The sequence below is a fragment of the Streptomyces sp. NPDC048516 genome (assembly GCF_043199875.1).
Classification (GTDB): Bacteria; Actinomycetota; Actinomycetes; order Streptomycetales; family Streptomycetaceae; genus Streptomyces.
The window spans coordinates 138,093-157,311 of the sequence record NZ_JBICWS010000010.1 but is presented as its reverse complement, the minus strand read 5'-3'; the positions used below and the strand labels follow the sequence as shown (position 1 = coordinate 157,311).

Sequence of the window (19,219 nt, the reverse complement as noted above, 5' to 3'; positions counted from 1 at the left end):
CCCCGTACGGATACGGGCGATGACCGGGACCGGCGTCGCGCCGGGGTCCCGGCGGCCCCAGTCCGCTCCCCCGTCCCGGGCGGCTCGTCTCCCGTGGCCCCGCCGCCGCACTACCCCGGCACCTCGTGCACCCCCAGCCGCGCCAGTGAGGCGGCCGCCGCGGCCGCCAGCCGGGGGTGGGCGACAGCTGTGGTGAGCGCGGGCACCGCCCGACGGTCGCCCAGCGCGCCCAGGCCCTCGACACAGGCGAGCGCCACGCGCCAGTAGGGGTTGTGCGGGGTCAGCAGCCGCTCCAGGGTCGCGATCAGCGCGGGTACGGACTGCGGTGCGCGGAGTTCGGAGAGCAGCCGGACCGGGTGCAGGGCGTAGGCGGTGCGCAGCGGGTTGGTGGCGAGCGCGGCCGCCGCACGGGCGGTACGGGGGTCGCCGAGGCGGGCCAGGGCGTGTGCGGCGGTGGCGCAGCGCACCGGGTCGCGGTAGTTCAGCAGCAGGACCAGCGTCTCGAAGGCCCGCTTGTCGCCGGCGCAGCCCAGGATGAAGGCGGCGACCTCCCTGGCCCACAGCGGACGTTCGACGGCGACCAGCATCCGGGCCAGTTCCTCCCGCCCGGCCGGAGTGTTCTTGCGGGCCAGCCCCAGCAGCCGTTCGTAAGCGACCAGATCCTGCGGGGAGCGGAGTTCGGCCCGCACCCGGTCCGTCAACTCGTGGAATTCCTCTTCCATTTGCCGATCCCCTCCCGCCGGGACGCCCCGGTTCCCGCGACGTGGTCTGCACCACAGCCTAATGACCCTCGCTACCCCTGGCGCTCTGGTTACTCACCGGTTAACCTGCTGGAACGAGCAGCACCACTGCTCGGGCGGCCTGGTGACGCAGCCGCCACAGAGTGAAGTCGGTTCGGTACAGCACGACATCAGTACGGAGAACACGGCACGGCCCCGGGACAGGGCGCGCCGTATCTCCCGCACCGCCGGTGCTCCCGCAGCGCTGCGGCTCCCGCGGCTCTCCGCAGCCGTTCCGCCGCTGTGCAGTGCAGGTCTCACACCGCGCGGATACCCCTCAGTCGTCACTTCTCCCCTGTTGTCAGGGGAACACCCTCAGGAGTCTCGCGATGGGCCCTCAGTCCACCCCTGATCTCTCAACTGAAGCCTCCCCCCTGTCCCTTTCCACCGTCGCCATCGTCGGCCTGGGCACCATGGGTACCGGTATCGCCGAGGTGCTGACCCGGGCCGGCCGCGAGGTCATCGGTATCGACACCGACGAGGCCGCGGCCCGGCACGCCGTCACGGCCCTCGAGGCCGCCACCGCCCGCGCCGTGCAGCGCGAGCGGATCACCGAGCGGGAGCGGCAGGACATCCTGGCCCGGTTCCGCACCTTCACCGACCTGCAGGCCGCCGCGGACGCCGACCTCGTCATCGAGGTCGTGCCCGAGGACTACGAGCTCAAGCGGCAGGTCTTCGCCGGACTCGACGCCGTGGTCCGCCCGGACACCATCCTGGCCACCGGCACGAACGCCCTGTCCGTGACCCGGCTCGCCGCCGATTCGCAGCGCCCCGAGCGGGTGCTCGGGGTGCACTTCTTCAACCCCGCACCGGCCATGAAGCTGGTCGAGGTGGTCTCCTCCGTGCTCACCGCGCCGACCGCGGTCGCGGCCGTCACGGAGCTGGCGCACGCCCTGGGCAAGGACCCGATCGCGGTGGGTGACCGCCCCGGTTTCGTCGCCGACGGCCTGCTGTTCGGCTACCTGAACCAGGCCGCGGCGATGTACGAGTCCAAGTACGCCACCCGCGAGGACATCGACGCCGCGATGCGGCTGGGCTGCGGCCTGCCCATGGGCCCGCTGGCGCTGCTGGACCTGATCGGCGTGGACACCGCGCGGACGGTCCTGGAGGCGATGTACGCCGAGTCCCAGGACCGGCTGCACGCCCCCGCGCCGATCCTGGGCCAGCTCGCCGAGGCGGGGCTGACCGGCCGCAAGGCGGGCCGCGGCTTCTACACGTACGAGGCCCCGGGCAGCCCCACCGCCGTGCCGGACGCGGAGAGCCCGTCGGCCGCCGACGAGCTCGCCGGCGGGCGGACCGTCGCCGGCGTCGGCGTGGCCGGCTCCGGGACGATGGCCAGCGGTATCGCCGAGGTCTTCGCCAAGGCGGGCTTCAAGGTCGTGCTGGCCGCCCGCAGCCTGGAGAAGGCGGAGAAGGCCAAGGCCAGGATCGCCAAGTCGCTGGGCCGCTCCGTGGACAAGGGCCGGATGAGCGCCGAGGACCGGGACACCGCGCTGGCCGCGATCACCCCGGCCGGGTCGCTGGACGCGTTCGCGGACGTGGACCTCGCGGTCGAGGCGGTGGCCGAGGACCTGGCGGTCAAGCAGGAGCTGTTCAAGACCCTGGACAAGGTCTGCAAGCCGGGCGCCGTCCTGGCCACCACCACCTCCTCGCTGCCGGTCGTGGCCTGCGCCCGCGCCACCTCGCGCCCGCAGGACGTCATCGGGATGCACTTCTTCAACCCGGCGCCCGCCATGAAGCTGGTGGAGGTGGTGCGTACGGTCCTGACGGCCGACGATGTCCACGCCACCGTGCGGGCGGTCTGCGCCAAGGTCCGCAAGCACCCGGTGGACTGCGGCGACCGGGCCGGGTTCATCGTGAACGCGCTGCTGTTCCCGTACTTGAACAACGCGATCAAGATGGTCGAGGAGCACTACGCGACGCTGGACGACATCGACGCCGCCATGAAGCTCGGCGGCGGCTACCCGATGGGCCCGTTCGAACTCCTCGACGTGGTCGGCCTGGACGTCTCCCTGGCCATCGAGAAGGTGCTGCACGCCGAGTTCCGCGACCCCGGGCTGGCCCCGGCGCCGCTGCTGGAGCACCTCGTCGCCGCGGGCTGCCTCGGCCGCAAGACCGGCCGCGGCTTCCGTGAGTACGCCCGGCGCTGACGCGTGGCGGCACCCCGGCCCGGCCGGGGGAGGGTGGGGTGGACTGCTGGAACCGGACGGCGGCCCACCCCCGCTCACGGGGGCACAGGCTGTACCTCATGCCGCAGGTCGCGTAAATATGCAGTACCGTCCCCACATGTCCCAGCCCGCTCGTACGCACCCCTCCGACACCCCCGACAACGCCACTCCCGGTACCCGCCGGGCGGCCGCGCAACGGCTCAAAATGCGCCGTGAATTGTCGTCGGCGGCGATGGAGCTGTTTGCGACCAAGGGCTACGAGGCGACGACGGTCGACGAGATCGCGGCCGCCGCGGGCGTCGCGCGGCGGACCTTCTTCCGCCACTTCCGCTCCAAGGAAGAGGCGATCTTCCCCGACCACGACGACACCCTCGTCCGCGCGGAGGCCGTCCTGGACGCCGCTCCCCCGCACGAGAACCCCCTGGACACGGTCTGCCGCGGCATCAAGGAGGTCATGCGGATGTACGCGGCCTCCCCGGCCGTGTCGGTGGCCCGCTACCGCCTGACCCGCGAGGTCCCCACCCTGCGGGAGGCCGAGATCGCTTCGGTGGCCCGCTACGAGCGGCTGTTCACCCGCTATCTCCTGGGCCACTTCGACGAGGGTGCCCACCGCGAGGGCGACGACGACCCGCTGCTCGCCGAGGTCGCGGCGTCCGCCGTGGTCACCGCGCACAACCATGTACTGCGGCGCTGGCTGCGGGCCGGCGCCCAGGGCGATGTCGAGGCCCAGCTCGACCATGCCTTCGAGATCGTCCGGGAGACCTTCGGCGCCGGCATCGGCGCGGGCCGCACCGGCAGCGGGGAGAACCCCCCGGCGGCCGTCTCGCGAGAGGGTGAGGTGCTGGTCGCGGTGGCCCGCACGGACGCCCCGCTGGACGAGGTCATGCGCACCATCCGCAAGGCGATCAAAGAACACCAGTGACGGCCGTCCGGCCGGAACCCGACAAGAACGCGGCCCGGCGCCCTTGGACCGACCGGGCCGCGACACGGATGGCGTAACGCGCCCCCTGCGCACTCTGCGCATCCATCGCATTCCTTTGCGTCACCGAGAGGCCCCCCAGCGGGCCTCTTTTGCTCATGCGTGCCGTCCGGATGACATCTGAGAGAAATTCTTGGCACTCAGTGTCTTGTCGACTGGCACGCGGTGTCATACGTTGAGGGTGTCCGGGCGGCCGGCGTGCTGCGAACCCACGCACGCCGGCTGTCCCACCAGCCCTATGCGGCTGTCCGCCCGGATGCCTGCGTCACAGGCACTTCCCAGCTGCTGCTGGGCACCGCGCTCACCAAGCGCTGCCAGGCACCGCGGCCGACGGCTCTGCGACCCCCGCAGAGGCGACGGAAGCGGCGCCACCCCGGCCGAACCGACGGCACCACCTCCGCACCACCCCCGACGTTCCCTCAAGCCGTTCCCAACGGACTTCGCCGGAGGCACACCGTGAACGAAATCCTGGACGCAATCCTCGCGCCTGACACCACCGGCGCCGACTTCGCCGGCCTGACCATCCCCGAGTCCTACCGCGCGGTGACCGTGCACAAGGACGAGGCCGAGATGTTCGCCGGCCTCGAAAGCAAGGTGAAGGACCCCCGCAAGTCACTGCACGTCGACGAGGTGCCGGTGCCCGAGCTGGGCCCGGGCGAGGCGCTGGTGGCCGTGATGGCCTCCTCCGTCAACTACAACTCCGTGTGGACCTCGATCTTCGAGCCCGTTTCGACGTTCGGATTCCTGGAGCGCTACGGCAGGCTCTCCCCGCTCACCAAGCGGCACGACCTGCCGTACCACGTCATCGGCTCCGACCTCGCGGGCGTGGTCCTGCGCACCGGGCCGGGCGTCAACGCCTGGGGCCCCGGCGACGAGGTCGTGGCGCACTGCCTGTCCGTCGAGCTGGAGTCCTCCGACGGCCACAACGACACCATGCTCGACCCCGAGCAGCGGATCTGGGGCTTCGAGACCAACTTCGGCGGCCTCGCCGAGATCGCGCTGGTCAAGTCCAACCAGCTGATGCCCAAGCCGAAGCACCTGAGCTGGGAGGAGGCGGCGTCGCCCGGTCTGGTCAACTCGACCGCCTACCGCCAGCTCGTCTCGCAGAACGGCGCGGCGATGAAGCAGGGCGACAACGTCCTGATCTGGGGCGCCAGCGGCGGACTCGGCAGCTACGCCACCCAGTTCGCGCTGGCCGGCGGCGCCAACCCGATCTGCGTGGTCTCCTCCGACCAGAAGGCCGAGATCTGCCGGAAGATGGGCGCCGAGGCGATCATCGACCGCAACGCCGAGGGCTACAAGTTCTGGAAGGACGAGCACACCCAGGACCCCAAGGAGTGGAAGCGCTTCGGCAAGCGCATCCGCGAGCTGACCGGCGGCGAGGACGTGGACATCGTCTTCGAGCACCCCGGCCGGGAGACCTTCGGCGCGTCCGTCTACGTCACCCGCAAGGGCGGCACCATCGTCACCTGCGCCTCCACCTCGGGCTACAACCACGAGTACGACAACCGCTACCTGTGGATGTCGCTGAAGCGGATCGTCGGCTCGCACTTCGCCAACTACCGCGAGGCGTGGGAGGCCAACCGCCTGATCGCCAAGGGCAAGATCCACCCGACGCTGTCGAAGACGTACAGCCTCGAGGAGACCGGACAGGCGGCGTACGACGTGCACCGCAACCTCCACCAGGGCAAGGTCGGCGTGCTGGCACTGGCCCCCGAGGAGGGGATGGGCGTGCGCGACGAAGAAATGCGCGCCAAGCACCTCGACGCCATCAACCGGTTCCGGAACGTCTGAGGCAACTCGGACTCCGGACCACGAAGATACGGGCCTGATATGACTGAGCGTCAGAAGGATCGTCCGTGGCTGATGCGGACCTACGCCGGCCACTCCACCGCCGAGGCGTCCAACGAGCTGTACCGGCGTAATCTCGCCAAGGGCCAGACGGGTCTGTCGGTCGCGTTCGACCTCCCGACGCAGACCGGTTACGACCCCGACCACATCCTCGCCCGCGGCGAGGTCGGACGGGTCGGGGTCCCGGTGTCCCACCTCGGCGACATGCGACGGCTGTTCCAGGACATACCCCTGGACCAGATGAACACCTCGATGACCATCAACGCGACGGCCATGTGGCTGCTGGCGCTGTACGAGGTGGTCGCCGAGGAGCAGGGCGCCGACATCTCCAAGCTGTCGGGGACGACGCAGAACGACATCGTCAAGGAGTACCTCTCGCGCGGGACGCACGTCTTCCCGCCGGGACCCTCGCTCCGGCTGACCACCGACATGATCACGTACACGGTGGCGCACATCCCCAAGTGGAACCCGATCAACATCTGCAGCTACCACCTGCAGGAGGCGGGCGCCACGCCGGTCCAGGAGATCGCGTACGCGATGTCCACCGCGATCGCGGTGCTGGACGCGGTGCGGGACTCCGGGCAGGTACCGCCGGAGAAGTTCGGTGATGTCGTGGCCCGTATCTCGTTCTTCGTGAACGCCGGCGTCCGGTTCGTCGAGGAGATGTGCAAGATGCGCGCCTTCGGCCGCATCTGGGACAAGATCACCCGTGAGCGCTACGGCATCGAGAACGAGAAGCAGCGCCGGTTCCGCTACGGCGTCCAGGTCAACTCGCTCGGCCTGACCGAGGCGCAGCCGGAGAACAACGTCCAGCGGATCGTCCTGGAGATGCTGGCCGTCACGCTCTCCAAGGACGCCCGCGCCCGGGCCGTCCAGCTCCCGGCCTGGAACGAGGCCCTGGGGCTGCCGCGGCCCTGGGACCAGCAGTGGTCCCTGCGCATCCAGCAGGTCCTCGCCCACGAGAGCGACCTCCTCGAATACGAGGACATCTTCGCCGGCTCGCATGTCATCGAGGCCAAGGTGGACGCCCTGGTCACCGACTGCCTCGCCGAGATCGAGCGGATCCAGGAGATGGGCGGCGCGATGGCCGCGGTGGAGTCCGGCTACCTCAAGTCGCAGCTGGTCACCGCGCACGCCGAGCGGCGGGCCCGGATCGAGGCCGGCGAGGAGAAGATCGTCGGCGTCAACTGCTTCGAGGGCACCGAGCCCAACCCGCTCACCGCGGACCTCGACACCGCCATCATGACCGTCGACCCGGCCAACGAGGCACGCGTCGTCCGGGCGCTGCACGACTGGCGGGACAACCGCGACGAGGCGCGCGCCCAGGACGCGCTGTCGGTGCTGAAGAAGACCGCGGCCGGTGACGGCAACCTCTTCGCGGCCACCGTGGAGTGCGCCCGTGCCGGGGTGACGACCGGCGAGTGGGCGTGGGCGCTGCGGGACGTCTTCGGCGAGTTCCGGGCCCCCACGGGCGTCTCCAGCGCTCCCCTGGCGGTCGCCGCCGAGGAGGGCAGCCCGCTCGCCGCGGTCCGCGAGAAGGTCGCCAAGACCGCCGCCGAACTCGGCAGCGGAAAGCTGCGGCTGCTGGTCGGCAAGCCCGGCCTGGACGGCCACAGCAACGGCGCCGAGCAGATCGCCGTACGGGCCCGTGACGCCGGCTTCGAGGTGATCTACCAGGGCATCCGGCTGACCCCGGAGCAGATCGTCTCGGCCGCGGTCGCCGAGGACGTGCACTGCGTGGGCCTGTCGATCCTGTCCGGCTCGCACGCCGAGCTGGTCCCGGACGTCCTGGCCCGGCTGCGGCGCACCGGCGTCGACGCTTCCCCTGGGCCTCACGGCCCGGGAGATGCCCCTATGCCGGTCATCGTCGGCGGCATCATCCCCTCCGCCGATGCGGCAGCGCTCCGGGAAGCCGGAGTGGCGGCCGTGTTCACCCCCAAGGACTTCGGTATTACGGAGATCATCGGCCGTATCGTCGACGAGATCCGGAAAGCGAACCAGCTCGACCCCCTGGAGGTCCCCGCATGACCCAGGCCGCACCCCCGGTGTCCCGGCTGCGCCCGCGCCGCTCCTGCCTCGCGGTCCCCGGCAGCAACCCCCGCTTTCTGGAGAAGGCCCAGGGCCTCCCGGCCGACCAGGTCTTCCTGGACCTGGAGGACGCCTGCGCGCCGCTCGCCAAGGAGGGCGCCCGCCACCACATCGTCGAGGCGCTGAACCAGGGCGACTGGACGGGCAAGACCCGGGTCGTACGGGTCAACGACTGGACGACGCACTGGACGTACCGGGACGTCATCACGGTCGTCGAGGGCGCCGGTCAGAACCTCGACTGCATCATGCTGCCGAAGGTCCAGGACGCCCAGCAGGTGGTGGCGCTGGACCTGCTGCTGACGCAGATCGAGAAGACCATGGGCTTCGAGGCCGGCAGGATCGGCATCGAGGCGCAGATCGAGAACGCCAAGGGCCTGGTGAACGTCGATGAGATCGCCGGCGCCTCGCCGCGCCTGGAGACCATCATCTTCGGCCCGGCCGACTTCATGGCCTCCATCAACATGAAGTCCCTGGTGGTCGGCGAGCAGCCGCCCGGCTATGGGGCGGATGCCTATCACTACATCCTGATGCGCATTCTGATGGCGGCCCGTACCTACGATCTGCAGGCGATCGACGGCCCGTACCTTCAGATCAAGAATGTCGACGGTTATCGCGAGGTCGCCGGCCGCGCCGCCGCCCTCGGTTTCGACGGCAAGTGGGTGCTGCACCCGGGCCAGGTCGAGGCCGCCAACGAGGTGTTCTCCCCCTCCCAGGAGGACTACGACCACGCCGAGCTGATCCTGGACGCCTACGAGTGGCACACCTCGGAGGCGGGCGGCGCCAAGGGTTCCGCGATGCTCGGCGACGAGATGATCGACGAGGCGAGCCGGAAGATGGCCCTGGTCGTCGCCGGCAAGGGCCGGGCCGCCGGCATGACCCGCACATCCAAGTTCGAGGCCCCGGAGGCATAAGCACCATGCAGTTCGGCCGTACCTATGAAGAGTTCACCGTCGGCGATGTGTACAAGCACTGGCCCGGAAAGACCGTCACCGAGTACGACGACCACCTCTTCTGTCTGCTCACGATGAACCATCACCCGCTGCACATGGACAGCAACTACGCGGAGCGGACCACCGACTTCGGCAAGAACGTCGTCGTCGGCAACTACATCTACTCGCTGCTGCTGGGCATGTCGGTGCCCGACGTCTCCGGAAAGGCCATCGCCAACCTGGAGATCGAGTCGCTGAAGCATGTGGCGCCGACCTTCCACGGCGACACGATCTACGGCGAGACGACCGTGCTGGACAAGACGCCCTCGCGCTCCAAGACGGACCGCGGCATCGTGTACGTCGAGACCAAGGGCTACAAGCAGGACGGCACCCTGGTCTGCGTCTTCCGGCGCAAGGTCATGGTCCCCACGGCCACCTACATCAAGGAGCGCGGCGGCGAGCAGCCCGGCCGCCCGGAGCTGCAGGCCCCTATGGCCAAGAAGGAGAAGTAGCCATGACCCGTCTCGCGCAGACCGAGGGCCTGACCGACATCCAGCGGGAAATCCTCTCCACCGTCCGCGACTTCGTGGACAAGGAGATCATTCCGGTCGCCACGGAACTGGAGCACCGCGACGAGTACCCGTCGCAGATCGTCGAGGGCCTGAAGGAACTCGGCGTGTTCGGCCTGATGATCCCCGAGGAGTACGGCGGGCTGGGTGAGTCCCTGCTCACCTACGCACTGACGGTCGAGGAGATCGCCCGCGGCTGGATGAGCGTCTCGGGCATCATCAACACCCACTTCATCGTGGCGTACATGCTCAAGCAGCACGGCACGCAGGAGCAGAAGGACTACTTCCTGCCGAAGATGGCGGCCGGTGAAATCCGCGGCGCCTTCTCGATGTCGGAGCCGGCCCTGGGTTCGGACGTCTCGGCGATTTCGTCCAAGGGCGTCCGCGACGGCGACGAATACGTCCTCAACGGGCAGAAGATGTGGCTCACCAACGGTGGTTCGTCCACGCTCGTCGCGGTGCTGTGCCGGACGGACGAGGGCCACCCCGAGGGCACCGCCCCGCACAAGTCGATGACGACCTTCCTCGTGGAGAAGGAGGCCGGCTTCGGTGAGGTGCGCCCCGGCCTGACCATTCCGGGCAAGATCGACAAGATGGGCTACAAGGGCGTCGACACCACCGAGCTGATCATGGACGGGCTGCGGATCCCGGCCGATCGGGTGCTCGGCGGCGAGACCGGACGTGGCTTCTATCACATGATGGACGGCGTCGAGGTCGGCCGGGTCAACGTGGCCGCCCGCGGCTGCGGTGTCGCCCAGCGCGCCTTCGAACTGGGTGTTTCGTACGCCCAGCAGCGGCACACCTTCGGCAAGCCGATCGCGCAGCACCAGGCCATCCAGTTCAAACTGGCGGAAATGGCGACAAAGGTCGAAGCGGCGCATGCGATGATGGTTAATGCCGCTCGCAAAAAGGACTCGGGCCAGCGAAACGACCTTGAGGCGGGCATGGCGAAGTACCTGGCCTCCGAGTACTGCAAGGAGGTAGTGGAAGACGCTTTCCGCATCCACGGCGGCTACGGCTTCTCCAAGGAGTACGAGATCGAGCGGCTCTACCGCGAGGCCCCGATGCTCCTGATCGGCGAAGGAACCGCCGAGATCCAGAAAATGATCATCGGGCGACGGCTACTGGAGGAGTACCGGATCCAGGGGTGAACATCCCGTTTGGGCTGCTTTGGCCTAGACGAAGATCACACCCCGTCATCGTTCTTCGGCCACGGATTGGCTCTGGCTCTTGGCCAGTTGCCGCTCGTAACCGATAGCATCCCCGGAAAGCCGCCGTCCCCCGTATCCAAACGCGGCATCCTCCGCTACGAAGGTCATCCATGCCCCACAGCCAATCCTCTGCACAACGCGGTAGCGTCCGCCTCGCGCGCGGAGCGTCGCCGTGGCTCCTGCCGACCGTTGCCACGGCAGCGGTCAGCCTCGCCCGGTCCCGCCGGTCGGGTCGCTGGGCCGCCGTTGCCGTGCCCACCACCGCACTGGCGGCGGGCATGCTGTGGTTTTTCCGCGACCCCGAGCGGGAGATCGCTCAGGGCCGGGTCATCTCTCCGGCTGACGGCGTGGTGCAGAGCATCATGCCGTGGAAGGACGGGCGCACCCGCGTCGCGATCTTCATGAGCCCGCTGAACGTCCACGTCAACCGTGCGCCGCTGGCCGGCACGGTGACGTCCGTGGAGCACATCCCCGGCGGGTTCGTCCCGGCGTTCAACAAGGAGAGCGAGAACAACGAGCGGGTCGTCTGGCACTTCGACACCGAGCTCGGCGACATCGAGATGGTGCAGATCGCCGGCGCGGTGGCGCGCCGTATCGTCCCTTACGTGCCCCAGGGCACGAAGGTCGAGCAGGGTGAGCGGATCGGACTGATCCGCTTCGGCTCGCGCGTCGACGTCTACCTCCCGGAGGGCGTCGAGGTGGCGGTCGAGGTCGGCCAGGCGACCACCGCGGGGGTGACTCGTCTTGACCGTGATTGATCCCGAGACACAGGCGGGCTGGGTGCCCGAGGCCGACGAGGACGAGGACGACATGCCGCTGTCCACGCGGCTGTCGATAGCGGACACCCTCACCCTCGGCAACGCCATCTGCGGCTTCATGGCCGTGTACTTCACCACCACCGGGGTGCTGATCCCGCATCTGACGGGCACGGATGACGGCGGCATGGCCCGGCACAGCGCGGCCATGGCCGTGATCCTGATGCTGCTGGCGTCGGTCTTCGACCTCTTCGACGGGATGGTGGCGCGCAAGCTGCGGGCCTCGGCGATGGGGGCCGAGCTCGACAACCTCTCCGACCTGATCAGCTTCGGCCTGGCACCCGCGTACTTCGTCGTGACCTGGGGCATGGTCGCCCAGGACGCGAACCAGCGGGTGTCCGTGGTGGCGGCCGTCGTGGTGCTGCTGGCGGTGGTGCTCCGGCTTGCGCGGTTCTCCTGCGTGCCGATGCGGGACGGAATGTTCCAGGGCATGCCCGGCCCGTTCGGCGCCCTGACCGTCGTCGCGATCGTGCTGCTGGAGCTGCCGTTCGTGCCGACGCTGCTGGCGATCGTCGGGGTGGCCTGGCTGATGGTGAGCCGGGTCGAGTACCCCAAGCCGCGGGGGCGGCTCGCGGTGGCGATGCTCAGCTGGATCGTGCTCAGCATGGGCATGCTCACGGCCTGGGCGCTGGACGCCCCCGGCGGCCAGCTGCTGCTGCAGACCGGCTGCGCCCTGCAGGTGGTCATGGGCGCGATGATCCCGCTGTTCGCGACGGCCCGGAGGGTGAACACCTTCCGCGACAACCGCCGCGAGTCGCGGGCCGAGTCCCGCGCCGCACAGCTCCCCTAGCACCACCCGGACGCAAAAACCGGACGTAAAAACCGGACAACGCCGCGGGCCCCGAGCGAGTTCTTCGCCGGGGCCCGCGGCGTTGTGGTGGGTGCGGCCCGCGGCGGGCCGCACCACGCCTCAGACCAGGAAGTCCCGCGCCAGCTGCTCCGCCGCCCGCTCCAGCAGCGGGCCCGCCTCGGCCATACAGCGGGCCGGGTCGGGCTCCAGATCCGTCAGGGCGTAGGCCCGCCGGATGCCGGCCGCGCCGAGCGCTTCCCGCGGCAGCTGGAGCCGGCCGCAGACCGCGACCACGTCCAGGCCGGCCGCACGGGCCGCGGCGGCGACCCCGGCCGGCGCCTTGCCGTGCAGCGTCTGGGCGTCGAGCGAGCCCTCACCGGTGATGACGAAGGTGGCCTTCGCCAGCGCCGGGGCGAAGCCCAGGACGTCGAGCATCACGTCGATGCCGGGCCGGAACGCCGCGTCCAGGCCGACCAGCGCGCCGTAGCCGACCCCGCCCGCGGCGCCCGCGCCGGGTGCCAGGGCGGCTTCCGCGGCCTTCGGCCCCACCGCACGCCCCAGCACCTCGGCGTAGCGCGCCAGCGCGGCGTCCAGCGTGGCCACGTCCTCCTCGCTCGCGCCCTTCTGCGGGCCGTAGACCGCCGGGGCGCCCTTGGGGCCCGTGAGCGGGTTGTCGACGTCGCTGGCCAGCACGATCGCGGTCTTCGCCAGCCGGGGGTCGAGCCCCGACAGATCGGCCGTGGCCAGGTCGCGCAGCGGGCCGCCGCCGGGGGCGACCGGCTCGCCGTCCGCGTCCAGGAACCGGGCGCCCAGCGCCGCGAGCATGCCGGCGCCGCCGTCGGTCGTGGCGCTGCCGCCGACGCCGAAGACGATCGAGGTCGCGCCCGCGTCGAGAGCCGCGCGCAGCAGTTCGCCGGTGCCGTACGTGGTCGCCGTCAGGGGCGCGAAGACGCCCGCCGGGAGGTGCTGGAGCCCGGAGGCCTCCGCCATCTCCACCACCGCGGTGCCTCCCCCGGCTGAGGGTGCCCCCGCGCGCAGCGCGAAGGTGGCCGTCACCGGCGCACCGGTCGGGCCGGTGACCCGTGCCTGGTGGCGGGTGAAGCCGGCCGCCAGCGCCGCCGCGACCGTGCCGTCGCCGCCGTCCGCGACCGGCACGGCCGCCACCTCCAGACCGGGAACCACCCGCCGCAGACCGGCCCTGACATGCTCGGCGACCTGGACTGCCGTGAGCGAGCCCTTGAATTTGTCCGCGGCGATCAGCACCTGTGCCGAAGGTGTCCTTGCTGCGTCCGCCACCGTGTTTCCCCTTGCTTTCGTACGGGCAGTCGCGCCGCTGTGACCTTATCCGGCGAGGGGTCCGGCGACCAGGGCACTTCGGTCCGCGGTGCTGCCGAGCGCCCCCGGGGTGCGCCGCGAAGATCGGCGGGACCGGCCCCGGCCCCTGACCCGTTCCGTCTAGGCTCGCGCCGTGACCACCATGGACTACGCCACCTACCTCGCCGGCCTGCCCCGCGTGCTCGCGGGCGCGGGCGTCATCTTCCGCGACGCCGAGGGCCGTCTCCTGCTCGTGGAGCCCAATTACCGCGACACCTGGATCCTGCCGGGCGGCACCGTCGAGTCGGACCAGGGCGAGTCGCCCCGGCAGGCCGCCCGCCGTGAGACCGCCGAGGAGATCGGCCTGGACATCAAGCCGGGCCCGCTGCTCGCGGTCGACTGGGTACGCAGCACGGACCGGCCGCCGCTGGTGTTCTACCTCTACGACGGCGGAGTGCTGGACGCCGCGCAGCTGTCCGCGATCCGTGTCCAGGAGGACGAGCTGCTCTCCTGGCGCATGGTGCACTGGGACGAGGCCCAGACCCTGGTCAACCGCGGGATGGCCCTGCGGCTCGGCGCCGCTCTGAAGGCCCTCGCGGACGGCGGCGGACCGGCGGAGCTGGAGGACGGCGTGCTGCCGGCCGGGGCTGACGGTACGTCGTAAATAAAGCGGGCAGCGGCCGTGGCGCCTCGTCTAGCGTGGCGGGATGGATGAGATTGCCGCGAAGGTCGCGCAGGTGCCGGGAGTTGTCGGGGTGATGCTCGGGGGGAGCCGGGCACGGGGCACCCACCGGCCGGACTCCGACTGGGATCTGGGCGTCTACTACCGGGGCGAGCCGGATCTGGGGACTCTGGAGGCGCTGGCCGCCGAGGTGACCGGCGCCCCCGTCGGGGTGTACGGACCGGGGGCCTGGGGCGCGTGGGTCAACGGCGGGGCCTGGCTCGTGCTGCCCGACGGGAGGCAGGTGGACTGGATCCTGCGGGATGCCGACCGGGTGCGGCAGGTGTGGGAGGAGTGCCGCGAGGGCCGCTTCGAGATCGGGGTCCAGGCCGGTCACCCCCTCGGCTTCTGGTCCCCCGCCTACCCGGGCGAGGTGGCGCTGGGCCGGGTGCTCGCCGATACGGACGGGGAGCTGGGCCGTCTCCGGCAGGAGACCCGGACCTATCCCGGGGCCCTGCGCACGGCCCTGACCCGTGACGGGGTCTGGGACGCGGGCTTCTCGGTGGCGATGGCGGGCAAGTCGGCCGGGGCCCGGGACGTGCTGCATGCGGCCCTGTGTCTGTCCCGGGCCGTCGGCCACCTCGTCCAGGCGCTGCACGCCCATCACCGCCTCTGGTGTCTCAATGAGAAGGGCGCGCTCGCGGCGGCCGCGGCGATGCCGGAGACTCCGCCGGGCTTCGGTGCCCGGGCCACCGCTCTGCTCGGCGGCATCGGGCACGGGGGAAGGGAGTTGAAGCGCTCGCTGGAGGCCGCGGCGGAGCTGGTGGACGAGGTGCGGGGCGTGGTCGGCGTGTCCGGCGTGGTCGGGGGCTGATGCCGGAGACGGCCGGGCGCGGCTCGGCAGGGCAGGGCACGGCACGGTTACGGCTGCGGCACGGGCGCGGCCGCGGGCACGGGAGGCGCATCCGAGCGCCGCCTGGCGGACACGGAGCGGCGGGCATGGGCGCGGAAGGCAACCGGAGGCCGTTGCGCTTCCTCTTCGAGAGCGGCACTCGACCCGGAGCGGCGTGAACCGGGCAGACCTTCCCGCGCCGGCTTCTCGCCGGCCCCGGCCCCTGGGGGGCAGCATGACCTTCGCAGTGATGCTCTGCGTCTTCCTTCTCCTCGTCTCCTGCGTTGCGTTCGTCGTGGCGCGACGCTGGTTGAGGACGGGCGGGGCGCTTGCCGTTTCCGCCGGTGTGCTGGTGGCTCAGGTCTGCGGCCTGTGCGTGGTGGCCGACCTGACCATGGCCAACATGGGCTGACCCGGCCCTGCGAACTCCGGATCGGGCAGAGAACGCTTCCGGCCGGCCCGGAGTCCGCAGGGGCGCTTCCAGCGGCCTATTCGCCAACAGCTCCGTCCGCCAATTCACGTGCGACGTCGAGGTGCCCCACGTGCCGTGCGTACTCCTGCAGCAGATGGAAGAGGATCCAGATCAGGGTCGGCCGGTCTTCCTCGGCCGGAACGCGCCCGCCGAGGGTGGCAGCCTGGTCCTCCAGACGTGCCCCGGCGACAATGGCGCGGGACCGGGCGCACTGTTCCTGGAAGAATTCCTTGACCTCCTCGAAGGATTCTTCGGAGTCCACGTGCCACGGACCGGGTCTTTCCTGAAATTCACCCCAGGGATTTTCGACATCCGCACCGAGGAACCCCCATTGCAGCCAGCGTAGTTCCACGCAGGCCAGGTGCTTGAGCAAGCCCAGTGGTGCCCAGCCGGTGGGGAGCCGGCTGTTTCGCAGCTCTTCGTCGGACATTCCCTGCACCTTGCGCACCACCGCGTCCCGGTAGAAGTCGAGGTAGCCGGTCAGCAGTTCGTACGGGCTGGTGAGCGTCACCGGGGGTTCTGCCGCGGGCTCGATTCTGTGCACCATGACGAGGATCTTAAGGACGGGAAAATGGGACTGTCCAACCTTCCGCCTCTCGGGCTCGTGTGCCTTCGTCTTTAGTCTGAGCCCCATGAACTCAGAACTTGTCCTGCTCGAGAGTGATGGCCCGCTCCGCACCATCCGCCTCAACGCGCCCGAACGCCGCAACGCCCTCGACCTCGACCTGCTCGGCGCACTCTCGACCGCGATCGCCACCGTCAAGGCCGACGCGGACGCGCGCGCCCTGATCGTCGCCGGTGCCGGCACGGCCTTCTGCGCGGGAGCGAACCTGGAGAGCATGTTCGGCGACGTCACCAGGCCGGTGCACGAACTCCGCGAACATCTGAAATCGGTCTACGCCTCGTTCCTCGGCCTCCGTGAACTCACGATCCCCACGATCGCTGCCGTCCAGGGCGCGGCCGTGGGCGCCGGACTCAATATCGCCCTTGCCTGCGACATCGTCATCGCCGGTCCGCGTGCCGCTTTCGGGCCGACATTCGCCGAAATCGGCCTCCATCCCGGGGGTGGCTGTTCCTTCCTGCTGACCGAACGCATGGGTCCCGCCCACGCCACCGCGGCACTGCTCTCGGGCGACATCATCAAGGCCGAGGACGCCGTACGACTGGGCCTGGCCAATCTGCCTGCCGACGATCCCGAGGCCAAGGCCACGGAGTTGGCCGCTCGGTACGCGAAGCGCAGCAAGGATCTCAACGCCGACATCAAGCGGTCGGTGCGGATCGCTGCGACGTCCGACTTCCCCACCTCGCTCGACTTCGAGTCGTGGGCGCAGGCGTCATCCGTGGGCAGCGAGGAATTCGGCCGCTACATGGAGGACTTCCTCAAGCGCTAGCCGGGAGCGCGGTCCGGCACGAGGTGCGAGGAGCGCGGAGCGTGCGGAGCGTGCGGAGCGTGCGGAGCGCGAGGGTGTCCGGGTTGTTCGTCACCGAACAGCCTTGGACACCCTCGCCGTTGTTTCCGCCCTCATCCTCGCTGCCGCCCTCATCCTCGCTGCCACGCTCATCGTCGTCGCCACGCTCGTCCTCGCTGCCACGCTCGTTGCCCGCCCTCGCCTTCGTTCCGCGAACCCGTTGGAGCGGATCGCCGATTTACCTATAACCTATAGGCAAAAGCTTAGTCACTTAAGGTGCGCGAAGGGGAGACCATGGCACGGGCAGGACTCACCACGGAACGTCTGGTCCAGGCAGGGGCGGAGCTGGCGGATGCGGTCGGTTTTGAGCAGGTGACCGTCTCGGCGCTGGCGAGACAGTTCGACGTCAAGGCCGCGAGCCTGTATTCGCACCTGAAGAATTCCCAGGACCTCAAGACCAGGATCGCCCTGCTCGCACTGGAGGAGCTGGCCGACCGGGTCGCCGCCGCCCTGGCCGGGCGAGCCGGCAAGGACGCCCTGGCCGCCTTCGCCGACGTCTACCGCGACTACGCCCGGGAGCACCCCGGCCGCTACGCCGCGGCGCGTCTCCGGCTCGATCCGGAGACGGCGGCGGCGAGCGCGGGCCCCCGACATGCGCAGATGACGCGGGCGATCCTGCGCGGCTACGACCTGACGGAGCCGGACCAGACGCACGCCGTCCGGCTGCTGGGCAGCGTCTTCCACGGCTACATCAGCCTGGAGACGGCCGGCGGTTTCAGTCACAGCGCTCCCGGCTCGCAGGAAACCTGGTCATGGATCCTGGACCGCCTCGACGCCCTCCTGCGGAACTGGCCCGCGCCCTGATCCCCGCCGTCACCGCCTCAACGCGTAAGCGCGAAGGCACGCAAGCACGAAGGCACACAAGCACGCAGGCACACAAGCACGCAGGCACGCAGGCACGCAGGCACGCAGGCACGCAGGCATCACCGCATCTGACACCGCACGCCTTCGGCATCTTGATCACAAGGCTGGGACATGAACACCGAACACCACTGGATCACCACACCCCTCACCGCGGATCTCCTGCGCGGAGCCCTCGACCTGGAACACACCCCACACGGGGTGCTGCCGCACCGGCTGCCCGCCCGGGCCCGCGCGCAGTACCTGGACGGGCAGCTCGCCATGGCGGAATCCCAGCCCTCCGGCGTACGGCTGGTCTTCCGGACCCGGGCCACCGCCATCGAGCTGGACGCGCTGCCCACCAAGCGGGTCTACGTGGGTGCCCCGCCCCGCCCGGACGGCATGTACGACCTGCTGATCGACGGCCGCCTGGCCGACCGGGCCTGCGTGAGCGGCGGCAACACCCTGACCATCGACATGGCCGCCGGGACCGCCGAGCAGCAGCCCGGCCCGGTCGGCACCCTCCGCTTCTCCGGCCTGCCCGACGGCGCCAAGGACATAGAGATCTGGCTGCCGCACAACGAGACCACCGAACTCGTCGCCCTGCGCACCGACGCCCCCGTCGAGCCCGCGCCGGACCGGGGCCGCACGGTGTGGCTGCACCACGGCAGTTCGATCAGCCACGGCTCCGACGCCGCCAGCCCTACCACCACTTGGCCCGCACTCGCCGCCACTCTCGCCGGCGTGGAACTGATCAACCTGGGCCTGGGCGGCAGCGCCCTGCTCGACCCGTTCACCGCCCGCGCCCTGCGGGACACCCCCGCCGACCTCATCAGCCTCAAGATCGGGATCAATGTGGTGAACGCCGATCTGATGCGCCTGCGGGCCTTCGTCCCCGCCGTCCACGGCTTCCTCGACACCATCCGCGAAGGCCACCCCACCACCCCGCTGCTGGTCGTCTCCCCCCTCCTGTGCCCCATCCACGAGGACACCCCCGGTCCCAGCGCCCCTGACTTCAGCGCTCTGAGCGCCGGGCAACTGCGGTTCCGGGCCACCGGCGACCCCGCGGAGCGCGCGCACGGCAAACTGACCCTGGGCGTCATCCGGGACGAGCTTTCCCGGATCGTGCGGCAGCGGGCGGCCGAGGACCCGAACCTGCACTACCTCGACGGCCGCGACCTCTACGGCGAGGCCGACTTTGCCGAACTGCCGCTGCCCGACCAGCTCCACCCGGATGCCGCCACCCACCGCCGCATCGGTGAACGCTTCACCCAGCTGGTCTTCAGGGCCGACGGCCCCTTCGAGGACCACAGCAGCACGGATCGCGACTTCCCGGACCGCAGCCGCACGGACCGCAGCGCATGACACCAGAGGCCCGCTCGCCGCCCATGA

18 protein-coding genes are annotated in these 19,219 nt (G+C 70.3%); 15 read left to right on the top strand and 3 right to left on the bottom strand.

Annotated elements, in window-relative coordinates; translation table 11 throughout:
* Positions 1–110: 110 nt before the first annotated feature.
* Positions 111–722, bottom strand: a complete 612-nt coding sequence (locus ACGFR7_RS21275) for a HEAT repeat domain-containing protein (protein WP_393321366.1) — start codon at positions 720–722, stop codon at positions 111–113.
* Between the two features lie 386 nt (positions 723–1,108).
* Here ACGFR7_RS21275 and ACGFR7_RS21270 point away from each other — a divergent pair, with 386 nt between their 5' ends.
* From ACGFR7_RS21270 to pssA, 9 genes are all read left to right on the top strand, one after another.
* Positions 1,109–2,929: a 3-hydroxyacyl-CoA dehydrogenase family protein gene (locus ACGFR7_RS21270; protein ID WP_393321363.1), complete on the top strand. Its 1,821-nt coding sequence runs from the start codon at positions 1,109–1,111 to the stop codon at positions 2,927–2,929.
* 136 nt (positions 2,930–3,065) lie between these two features.
* Positions 3,066–3,869: a TetR family transcriptional regulator gene (locus tag ACGFR7_RS21265; protein ID WP_393321360.1), complete on the top strand. Its 804-nt coding sequence runs from the start codon at positions 3,066–3,068 to the stop codon at positions 3,867–3,869.
* 513 nt (positions 3,870–4,382) lie between these two features.
* Positions 4,383–5,720 (top strand): crotonyl-CoA carboxylase/reductase, encoded by a 1,338-nt coding sequence (gene ccrA / locus ACGFR7_RS21260; protein ID WP_393321358.1) that lies wholly within the window; start codon positions 4,383–4,385, stop codon positions 5,718–5,720.
* A gap of 39 nt (positions 5,721–5,759) precedes the next feature.
* On the top strand, positions 5,760–7,805 hold the full coding sequence (locus ACGFR7_RS21255; RefSeq protein WP_393321355.1) for a protein meaA: 2,046 nt from the start codon (positions 5,760–5,762) through the stop codon (positions 7,803–7,805).
* Positions 7,802–8,776, top strand: a complete 975-nt coding sequence (locus ACGFR7_RS21250; RefSeq protein WP_393321352.1) for an HpcH/HpaI aldolase/citrate lyase family protein — start codon at positions 7,802–7,804, stop codon at positions 8,774–8,776. The genes ACGFR7_RS21255 and ACGFR7_RS21250 overlap by 4 nt, the downstream gene beginning before the upstream one ends.
* A 5-nt stretch (positions 8,777–8,781) precedes the next feature.
* The gene (locus ACGFR7_RS21245; RefSeq protein ID WP_393321349.1) at positions 8,782–9,306 is read left to right on the top strand and encodes a MaoC family dehydratase; all 525 of its coding nucleotides are present in this window, start codon (positions 8,782–8,784) and stop codon (positions 9,304–9,306) included.
* A gap of 2 nt (positions 9,307–9,308) precedes the next feature.
* Entirely contained in the window at positions 9,309–10,514 is a 1,206-nt protein-coding gene (locus ACGFR7_RS21240; RefSeq protein ID WP_086716538.1) for an acyl-CoA dehydrogenase family protein, read from the top strand.
* Between the two features lie 170 nt (positions 10,515–10,684).
* Positions 10,685–11,332 carry a phosphatidylserine decarboxylase gene (locus ACGFR7_RS21235; RefSeq protein ID WP_093491318.1) on the top strand — a complete coding sequence of 216 codons (648 nt, stop codon included), beginning with the start codon at positions 10,685–10,687 and terminating at the stop codon, positions 11,330–11,332.
* Positions 11,319–12,179 carry a CDP-diacylglycerol--serine O-phosphatidyltransferase gene (pssA, locus tag ACGFR7_RS21230; protein WP_393321346.1) on the top strand — a complete coding sequence of 287 codons (861 nt, stop codon included), beginning with the start codon at positions 11,319–11,321 and terminating at the stop codon, positions 12,177–12,179. Before ACGFR7_RS21235 ends, pssA begins: the two co-directional genes overlap by 14 nt.
* Positions 12,180–12,299: 120 nt before the next feature.
* On the opposite strand, the gene ACGFR7_RS21225 is transcribed toward pssA, so the two are convergent.
* Positions 12,300–13,442 carry a glycerate kinase gene (locus ACGFR7_RS21225; protein ID WP_393321744.1) on the bottom strand — a complete coding sequence of 381 codons (1,143 nt, stop codon included), beginning with the start codon at positions 13,440–13,442 and terminating at the stop codon, positions 12,300–12,302.
* Between the two features lie 205 nt (positions 13,443–13,647).
* Between ACGFR7_RS21225 and ACGFR7_RS21220 the strand changes: the two genes are divergently transcribed.
* The 3 genes from ACGFR7_RS21220 to ACGFR7_RS21210 all read left to right on the top strand — a co-directional run bounded on the left by ACGFR7_RS21220 (position 13,648) and on the right by ACGFR7_RS21210 (position 15,458).
* Entirely contained in the window at positions 13,648–14,157 is a 510-nt protein-coding gene (locus tag ACGFR7_RS21220; RefSeq protein WP_393321344.1) for an NUDIX domain-containing protein, read from the top strand.
* Between the two features lie 43 nt (positions 14,158–14,200).
* Complete coding sequence (locus ACGFR7_RS21215; RefSeq protein ID WP_393321342.1) at positions 14,201–15,028, top strand: nucleotidyltransferase domain-containing protein; 828 nt, start codon at positions 14,201–14,203, stop codon at positions 15,026–15,028.
* A 253-nt stretch (positions 15,029–15,281) separates the two neighbouring features.
* Positions 15,282–15,458 (top strand): hypothetical protein, encoded by a 177-nt coding sequence (locus ACGFR7_RS21210; protein WP_393321339.1) that lies wholly within the window; start codon positions 15,282–15,284, stop codon positions 15,456–15,458.
* 76 nt (positions 15,459–15,534) lie between these two features.
* Here ACGFR7_RS21210 and ACGFR7_RS21205 read toward each other — a convergent pair whose 3' ends face one another.
* Positions 15,535–16,065: a DinB family protein gene (locus ACGFR7_RS21205; protein WP_393321336.1), complete on the bottom strand. Its 531-nt coding sequence runs from the start codon at positions 16,063–16,065 to the stop codon at positions 15,535–15,537.
* 85 nt (positions 16,066–16,150) lie between these two features.
* On the opposite strand from ACGFR7_RS21205, the gene ACGFR7_RS21200 reads away from it, so the two are divergent.
* From ACGFR7_RS21200 to ACGFR7_RS21190, 3 genes are all read left to right on the top strand, one after another.
* A complete protein-coding gene (locus ACGFR7_RS21200; protein ID WP_393321333.1) occupies positions 16,151–16,909 on the top strand; it encodes an enoyl-CoA hydratase in 759 nt (252 codons plus the stop codon).
* 312 nt (positions 16,910–17,221) lie between these two features.
* On the top strand, positions 17,222–17,791 hold the full coding sequence (locus ACGFR7_RS21195) for a TetR/AcrR family transcriptional regulator (protein WP_393321331.1): 570 nt from the start codon (positions 17,222–17,224) through the stop codon (positions 17,789–17,791).
* 171 nt (positions 17,792–17,962) lie between these two features.
* Entirely contained in the window at positions 17,963–19,192 is a 1,230-nt protein-coding gene (locus ACGFR7_RS21190; protein WP_393321328.1) for a GDSL-type esterase/lipase family protein, read from the top strand.
* Positions 19,193–19,219: the final 27 nt, after the last annotated feature.